The organism is Parachlamydia sp., assembly GCF_050255895.1.
In the GTDB taxonomy this organism is placed as follows: Bacteria; Chlamydiota; Chlamydiia; order Chlamydiales; family Parachlamydiaceae; genus Parachlamydia; species Parachlamydia acanthamoebae.
The window spans coordinates 1-7,631 of the sequence record NZ_JBFWIR010000094.1; the positions used below are offsets into that span (position 1 = coordinate 1).

11 protein-coding genes and 1 pseudogene are annotated in these 7,631 nt (G+C 36.8%); 7 read left to right on the plus strand and 5 right to left on the minus strand.

Annotated elements, in window-relative coordinates; genetic code table 11:
• A pseudogene (locus AB7E63_RS12570) lies at nt 1–260 on the plus strand (transposase family protein); the annotation flags it as partial.
• A gap of 36 nt (nt 261–296) precedes the next feature.
• Here AB7E63_RS12570 and AB7E63_RS12575 read toward each other — a convergent pair.
• Nucleotides 297–764 (minus strand): hypothetical protein, encoded by a 468-nt coding sequence (locus AB7E63_RS12575; protein ID WP_041534469.1) that lies wholly within the window; start codon nt 762–764, stop codon nt 297–299.
• 241 nt (nt 765–1,005) lie between these two features.
• On the opposite strand from AB7E63_RS12575, the gene AB7E63_RS12580 reads away from it, so the two are divergent.
• From AB7E63_RS12580 to AB7E63_RS12595, 4 genes are all read left to right on the plus strand, one after another.
• A complete protein-coding gene (locus AB7E63_RS12580; protein ID WP_006341976.1) occupies nt 1,006–2,430 on the plus strand; it encodes an AAA family ATPase in 1,425 nt (474 codons plus the stop codon).
• An 8-nt stretch (nt 2,431–2,438) separates the two neighbouring features.
• Complete coding sequence (locus AB7E63_RS12585; RefSeq protein WP_428419611.1) at nt 2,439–2,684, plus strand: hypothetical protein; 246 nt, start codon at nt 2,439–2,441, stop codon at nt 2,682–2,684.
• Nucleotides 2,685–3,251: 567 nt separating this feature from the next.
• Complete coding sequence (locus AB7E63_RS12590) at nt 3,252–3,500, plus strand: hypothetical protein (protein WP_013925065.1); 249 nt, start codon at nt 3,252–3,254, stop codon at nt 3,498–3,500.
• A 32-nt stretch (nt 3,501–3,532) separates the two neighbouring features.
• A complete protein-coding gene (locus tag AB7E63_RS12595) occupies nt 3,533–3,880 on the plus strand; it encodes a type II toxin-antitoxin system death-on-curing family toxin (RefSeq protein WP_006341980.1) in 348 nt (115 codons plus the stop codon).
• 145 nt (nt 3,881–4,025) lie between these two features.
• Here AB7E63_RS12595 and traF read toward each other — a convergent pair whose 3' ends face one another.
• From traF to AB7E63_RS12615, 4 genes are all read right to left on the minus strand, one after another.
• Nucleotides 4,026–4,793 carry a type-F conjugative transfer system pilin assembly protein TraF gene (gene traF, locus AB7E63_RS12600; RefSeq protein ID WP_006341981.1) on the minus strand — a complete coding sequence of 256 codons (768 nt, stop codon included), beginning with the start codon at nt 4,791–4,793 and terminating at the stop codon, nt 4,026–4,028.
• A complete protein-coding gene (locus tag AB7E63_RS12605) occupies nt 4,790–6,190 on the minus strand; it encodes a conjugal transfer protein TraN (RefSeq protein WP_428419612.1) in 1,401 nt (466 codons plus the stop codon). The genes traF and AB7E63_RS12605 overlap by 4 nt, the downstream gene beginning before the upstream one ends.
• Nucleotides 6,165–6,392 carry a hypothetical protein gene (locus AB7E63_RS12610; RefSeq protein WP_428419613.1) on the minus strand — a complete coding sequence of 76 codons (228 nt, stop codon included), beginning with the start codon at nt 6,390–6,392 and terminating at the stop codon, nt 6,165–6,167. Before AB7E63_RS12610 ends, AB7E63_RS12605 begins: the two co-directional genes overlap by 26 nt.
• A 186-nt stretch (nt 6,393–6,578) precedes the next feature.
• Complete coding sequence (locus AB7E63_RS12615) at nt 6,579–7,079, minus strand: TraU family protein (RefSeq protein ID WP_050784578.1); 501 nt, start codon at nt 7,077–7,079, stop codon at nt 6,579–6,581.
• 192 nt (nt 7,080–7,271) lie between these two features.
• On the opposite strand from AB7E63_RS12615, the gene AB7E63_RS12620 reads away from it, so the two are divergent.
• Both AB7E63_RS12620 and AB7E63_RS12625 read left to right on the plus strand, forming a co-directional pair.
• Nucleotides 7,272–7,529 carry a transposase gene (locus AB7E63_RS12620; RefSeq protein ID WP_428419614.1) on the plus strand — a complete coding sequence of 86 codons (258 nt, stop codon included), beginning with the start codon at nt 7,272–7,274 and terminating at the stop codon, nt 7,527–7,529.
• Nucleotides 7,530–7,554: 25 nt separating this feature from the next.
• Nucleotides 7,555–7,631: hypothetical protein (locus AB7E63_RS12625; RefSeq protein ID WP_428419615.1), on the plus strand; the 77-nt coding region annotated here is incomplete at its 3' end.

Sequence of the window (7,631 nt, forward strand, 5' to 3'; positions counted from 1 at the left end):
GGACAAAAGAGCGTTTTGGAATAACGGATAGCGGATATACAGGTATAAAAAAATTACAAAGCAACACAAAACTACCAAAGAAAACAAGTAAGAAGAAGCCATTAACAGCGGAAGAAAAACAACAAAAGAGAGAAATCGCGTCATAAAGAGTTGTAAATGAGAATGTTATAGGCAGCTTAAAAAGATTTAAGATTATAAGTGATAGGTATAGAAATCGAAGAAAACGGTTTGACTTAAGATTTAACCTGATCGCGGGGATACAATTTGGAGTTGCCGTAAGGAATTTCGAAAGAAGTCTAATAATTTCCATCCTCTCCTCTAAATACTTTTCGCTCTTCAAGGTCGTCTTTTTGCCAGCATCTATTCCATCCGCTGAATACATCAATATGTCTTAACAAAAATTCTTTAATTTCTTTCCATCCGTCTTCTAGAGAGTTCTGAGAGATTAATTGGAGAAGTTCAATCAATAGCAATTGAACATGGTTATTTTCTGTCCCTGAAAATTCACTAGAATAGACATTGAAAAAATCATTAAACACGGCAAACCAGGTCGCTTCTGGAAGAACGGTGTGTTGACCAGATACAGCCCCGTATAAAATAAGTTTACGGAAGACTTCATTAGGTGAAGCCTTCTTTAGTTGAGTGAGAAGCGTTGAAGCAGATTCATAAATGGTATTTGGCGGTGACAACGGTGTTCCGTTCAAAAATCGTATGAATGGGGTTTCGGTAAAATTTAGTGTAATACTTGATTCTTTCTTATTCATTGTCCAATAACACTAGAATGATTTTTTATCTTTTTTACTATGCTGTGTCTTTGAACCAAGGCAATAACACCTAAGACATAGAGTAAGCCGGTAGTCCATCCAATGGGGTCTAAAAACCACTTATAGGTTAAGGCACTAATATGCAGGAAGAACGCGGATTTCGTCAATCACTAAATCATATTTTCTTGATTTGGTGACTGGAAAATGGTAATATAAATTCATCACCAAATAAGGATTCAAAATGCAGCATTCATTTGTAGGTCGGAAAAGAGAGCTTCAGATGCTCGACGAACTCTTTAAGAAGAAGTCAGCTAGTCTTGTGGTCATTCGGGGGAGACGCCGAATTGGGAAGAGCCGTCTAGCGCAAGAATTCGCTCAGAAAACCCCTCATTATGTTTTTTCTGGGCTTCCACCGACAAGTGGCATTTCAGCAGCCGATCAAAAGGAAGAATTTGCTCGTCAACTACAACGTGAAATGAAAATTCCTCTTCCAAGAGCTGACGATTGGGGTGATCTTTTTTGGCATTTAGCACAACAGGCTCAAAAAGAAAAAATTGTTCTTGTTTTAGATGAAATTAGCTGGATGGGTTCAAAAGATCCCACGTTTCTTGGAAAACTCAAAACCGCTTGGGATCTCTACTTCAAAAACAACCCAAAGTTAGTTTTGATTCTATGTGGATCTATTTCCAGTTGGATTGAAGAAAATATCCTGAGTAGCACGGGATTTATGGGAAGAATCTCATTAGACATTGTTCTGGAAGAGCTTCCTTTATATGAATGTAACGAATTTTGGAATGCCGAGCAAGATAGGGTTTCAGCTTTTGATAAGCTTAAAGTGCTTTCCGTAATGGGAGGTGTTCCACGTTACCTTGAAGAAATTTTGCCAAATCAAAGCGCTGAAAACAATATCCAAAGGTTGTGTTTTCGCAAAGAAGGTTTTCTTTTTAGTGAGTTTGAAAGAATTTTTTCAGATTTGTTCTCTTCTAGAAGTGCTACTTACAAAACCATCGTTGAAAGGCTTGCAGATGGGCCTTGTGAACTTAAAGATATTTACACGGCCTTGAAGGTTGAAAAAAACAGCCTGGTTTCTGAATACATGGAAGACCTTGTCACAGCAGGGTTTGTTTCTCGCGATTTTACCTGGCATCTCAAGACTGGTCTAGATTCAAAATTAAGCCATTATCGACTCAAGGATAATTACTTAAGATTTTATCTCAAATATATTGAACCGAATAAAAAGAAAATTGAAAAGCAAGGGCTAAAACTACTACCTCAATGGCAATCTGCGATGGGATTGCAGTTTGAAAATCTTGTCCTTAGCAATCGAAAAGCTGTACAAAAAATCCTTGGTATAGATCCTTCTGAAATTGTGAATGACAATCCATTTTTTCAGCGTAAAGCGAATGATCGACAGGGATGCCAAATTGATTACATGATCCAAACAAAATTTGGAACCTGTTATCTATGCGAAATCAAATTTAACGCTCAGGAGATTACAAAAAGCGTCATTGATGAAGTTAAACAGAAAATCAAAAGCTTAGCTCTTCCTAAAAATATTTCCATAAGACCTGTTTTAATCCACGTGAACGGCATTGATGAATACGTTAAGGAAAGTGATTTTTTCTCCTCTATTATCGACTTTAATGATCTTCTGCACAAACACTGAGCTCAAATATGAAAAGATGGTTTATTTCAGACACACATTTCTCTCACAAAAATATCATCAAGTATGCTGGTCGTCCTTACATGACAGTTGAGGAGATGAATAAAAGCCCCATTGACAATTGGAATCAATATGTTGATGCAGAAGATCAGGTCTTTTTTCTTGGTGACTTTGGACTTGGAGATGTCGAACATCTTCATTCCATTTGTTCTCAATTTGTATTCGTGGCAATCATGATCGCAATGCAAGCTACATGATGCGAGTCGGATTCAATCTTGTTTTGGAATCTGCTTTTTTAAAGATAGGCCAACATAATGTTGAGCTTATTCATATTCCCTCCAATCCAACTCCTTCTCATTTTCAATTACATGGTCATGTTCATGAGAAAAAAACCGAGAAAGATTGTATCCAATCAACTTAACCTCTGTGTTGAAGTGTGGGATTACAAACCAATCTCTTCCCTGCGTCGAAGAGTTTGAATGCTTACACCTAAAAGTCTAGCGGTTTCACCGATCTTAATATATCTATTCATTTGAATAGATTTTAGTAGATTTCTATAGATTTTTTTAAGCTGTTTCTAACCCTTTCGTGGTTGAAGTTGTGAATTAACGCACTGGTAATTTTCCAGTACATGCATCACCAATCAAATAAATACAATCTGCCAACAAATTGGAGATCAATTTTTTTCGAATTCTTAAAGAAAAAGTACCTTTTCATATTTTATTGTTAAAAAACTTTGAACCATCAACCTTTTTCTAGAATCTCGCTCCAGTTCAGTTGACTTATTTACGGCGATACGGTATCCTATAAGAAAGGAGACTCCTATGAAACAAAATCCCAAGCCAAGTACAGTCCGTTTAACTATTGATTTCCCTTTAGACCAACATACCTATATTAAAATGTTAGCAGCCAAAGAGGGTGTTAGTCTGAGACAATTTGTCATAGAACATTTGCCAAGTCTTGACGAAGGTAAAAAAAAGCACAAAGATGTAGAGAAAGATGAGTTTGACGAATTGTTAAAAGAACTTCTCGTTGAAAAAGCCGATGTCCTAAAGAGATTGTCTAAAAAATGATTAAATATCTAACCCTTGAATAAATTCAAGAAATGCATGATATTTTTATCGACAAGTTTGGTGGTTTAAAAGGGATTCGAGATCTCAATTTACTAATATCCGCAATTGAAACACCTAAAGCAGCGATTTTTGGGACAGAGCTTTATCACACTGTTTATGAAAAAGCCGCCGCGTATCTCTATCACATTGTCCAAAATCATCCTTTCAATGACGGTAATAAGCGAACCGGATTTGGAGCATCTTATTTATTCTTGAAAGCAAATAAAGCTAAAATTTTATTTGACGACGAGTCTTTTGAAGATCTCATCATAGAAGTTGCAAAAGGACGAATAAACAAAGAACAAATAGCTTATTTTTTCGAGTTTGGGAAAGAAAAATAGCAGATTTTATTTTTAATATCTATCCTTCATTTACTTCTCTCATCTGCTCACTAAATGGAAATTAAATCTTGTTTCAGAAAAATTTTCTAATAAGGCGCCGCGTTTATTTATTTGCGAATATACTCATTGGCATTTCTGTAAGCCGTTAGGACTCTTTAATTCGCTGATACTGAACTTTAATGTTTCTTTCAAGCTGATCTAATGTCACAAATCCAAAAGCTATAGGTATAGCTTTCTTAGTTTTAGGATCTACGATATATAGAGCAGGGAATGATGGCACGTTCATAGTTTCAGCAATCCTGTTGTTAGCACAGGAAGGAAAACGTTCTATAATAGCCCCATCCATAGAAACAGGAATAAGCTCCCACTTATATTGCTTCACAAATAAATCTACGACTTTCGCAAGGGCTTGAGAGACCTTATTCTTTCCTTCATAGAAAAAAAACAATCCATTTTCAGATGCAATTTTAGAAATTAAGGCTTTTGTCCGCTCCGCTTCAATATTCTTCGCAAGCTGCACTCCATATTGAGAAACGGGACGGTTTACTGTGTTATCTAGTTCAGGATTATTTAACAGTACATAAGTCCAATTATGTGCAAATTGAGCAGACTTGTCCACCCATTGTTTATGCAAATCCATATAAGCTTTAAGATTTTCTACAGAGGGATTCAAAATCGCATCAGCTAATTTCTCTTCTAAGTCCTTTTTTATTTCAGCCAATATGTCAGAAGATTTTTTTAGATCGGGAACTAGCAAAGAAGGCTCCTGAACATCTTCCTCTTCAACCTCTTCTTTTTTTGCAAATCGATCTTCATACCAACACCACCCTTCAGCTTTTCTATCTAACCATCCGGCTTCAAGTGATGAGAAAAAAAGAAATCCAATGAATATTTTCGAAACTTTACTAATCATTGAGAGAGTCTTGCTTTAAGTTTGTTTTGAATATTTTCTGCTTTTTCTTCGAATTTTGCCTTGTCTTTTGTTTTCCGCTCTAAATTAGTGGTATCGGGAAGCTTTTCATAAGCTTCTGAAAGATCCAATCGAGTAAAATCAAGCTTAGCAATCTCATCGGAACTCAAACCACGGCAATCCGCATGTTGAGGAGTTCCCCAATCTATTTGCAGCTGTTCTCTCGCTTGCTCTTGAAATACTCGAGCCAATTTTGTAGAGAAACAACAAAAAATATGTTCTTTCCGAGTTGTCAAAAGGTCTAAAATCTTTTTTTCATCATACCCTAAATAATAGCATAATCCCTTCTCACGCATCTCCCCCAAAGATAACTCATCAGTATTGCAATGACTTAACTTCAGTGTATTTGTAAGGCCTCCAAAGGAAAAGCAACAGTCATACATTAAATCAGCAGAAACATTAACACCGCATTTAAATTTCTTTCCTTTGAAAATCTGTAGTTGATAGTCATTTGATAGCTGAGAGTTTTCCATGTCTTGCTTTATTGCTTCAAACACGCTTAGCGTTGAGAAAACGTTTGAAAAAGAGGTATTTGGGGATAAAGCCGTATCCCACTCCTCTTCTTGCGAACCGAACATTTCTTTATCATCCAACTTCTTAAACTTTTTCTGGATATTAGATAGACATTTATAGCTTAATTCCCAGAGAGAACAACCATCTGTATTTTTTTCTAAGCAATCTTTATGGATGAGCGTACAATTTTGATTTGCAAGAAATTGACATCCTTTTTTGCGATCGTATTTGCAAAGATAATTCCATTTCTCCTTCCAACATTGCCTAAAAATCTGCTCTCCGTTAATTAATTTTGAGACAGACGGCTCTAAACAGTCCTTCCCGATAAAAGTGCATTGAGGTGTATTTAATATTTCGTTCTCATTTTCAAAAACCCAAGAGTCTATTTCTTCATTTCTTTGCTCTTGAAACTTTTTCTCCTGCCATTGAAAGGCATCACATGTTTTTGCATTATCGTAATGCCACCAATCGCTTGTAACTTTGTAGTGTTTTAGCATCCCACTGCCATTTTTTATTTGAACATCAAATTTCATAACAGTCGGATCTTGAGAGAGCCTTTTCCTTTCTGCATCCTCATCTTCTTTCGCCTCTTTTTTCCAATAATGCTTTCCTTTTTTCCAATGCCCCGAACAAACGCGCGTATTCTTTTTTACTTCAGGATGTTTAATGACTTGTACGGAGCGATTTTTAGTCAGAGAAAGCGAAAAGGGAGATCCTGTTTCATAACATTTTTTAATTTCATAATCGGCAGTTTCTTCAGCTATTTCTTGGATGTATGTATCTGCATTCGCAGAGATATCTTCAGCTTTTTTTAAGAAAATATTCATTCTGATCAAGGAGACTGTTCTCTTGTATATTTTTACGAACCTCCGCTCCATTTATGAATTCAACGTCTTTGTTTGTTGGAATATTTTGATCTTTGATTTGCTTTTTAGCTAACTTTGCATCAAAGACCTTCCCTTTTTGATCCGAGGGTTGTAGCTCTTCTAAAGGAATGTTGCTAAGTTCATCCCAAGGTTTGCTCACCATTTCCTTCTCTAGCTTTTTGCCCTCATTCTTTGCTTCTTTTGCAGAGTACGCTTCTGGACTCATTTGAAAAATAAGTAGGAATGCAAAAAATAATCCTCATTTATTTGTCCCAACAGAAGCTGCTTTTAAAGAGCCCAAGCAGCATTGTTTCTTTTTCCAGATTAAATATACAAAGTCCCCTCCTCCTTACGGATAACTTTTTCCACTTCCCCATAATACATCACTTTTCCCTAAGGGGTGACAAGGACCGCTTGTTTGAGGAACTGGATGCAATAGTTGGGTTTTGTAAAGGCTCTTTTTGATGATAGGCATAGGCTTAGCTTCACAAAAATCATTTTTGCCAAATCCCTTAACCAAACTTAGTCGGTGAAGCTTAGCAATCACACGATTGACCAACAAAGCGCTCGCCTGAATTCCGCTAATATGGTGTGCTACATACCCATTGAACGGATATAGGTTGCCTTCACATCCAGCACACCAAAAAAGCTGATCTTGGGGTTTATCTATTGAGGAGCTCAAACAATCAGCAGCGCAAGTGAATTGAGCTAATGGATTGGCAAATAGAGCAGCCTCGGGGTGTAAAATATTTGAGAGATAATCATCATTCCAAGAGGGATCTAATTCACTCATGAATGCCATGTCTAGATCCCCTTTTTCTACACAGAGAAAATCTGTAAAAAGCTCCAAAAGACTTAAGAGGGTGTTTTAAAATTTAACTTTTTGTATATTAATCCTTTTTGCTATCGACATAGAGGAAAAAATATGGAACGAAAACGATACCCTGGTGAATTAAGGGATGAAGAATGGGAATTGATAAAGCCATTAGTTGAGAAAAAGCGATCTCCCAAAGGAAGAAAACCTTAATACGGAAAGCGCAGGATGCTTGATGCTATTTTTTATTTACTTCGCTCGGGATGCGCCTGGCGTCTTCTTCCCTATGATTTTCCACCTTGGCAAACTGTTTATTCGCAATTTAAGTTATGGAAGAAGGAAGGACTCTTCCCAAAAATCTGCGAGCATGTAAGAAAAAACTTGCGCATCGTATTAGGAAGGGTGGCAGAGGCTAGTGCAGCAATTATTGATAGTCAAAGTGTAAAGACTACCGAAAGGGGGGCTCTGTGGATACGACGCAGGTAAGAAGGTTAAGGGCCGAAAAAGACACATTGCCGTTGATACACAAGGTTTCTTGTTACAGGCGCATATTACCTCAGGAAATATCAGCGACAAAAAAGGTTTGCA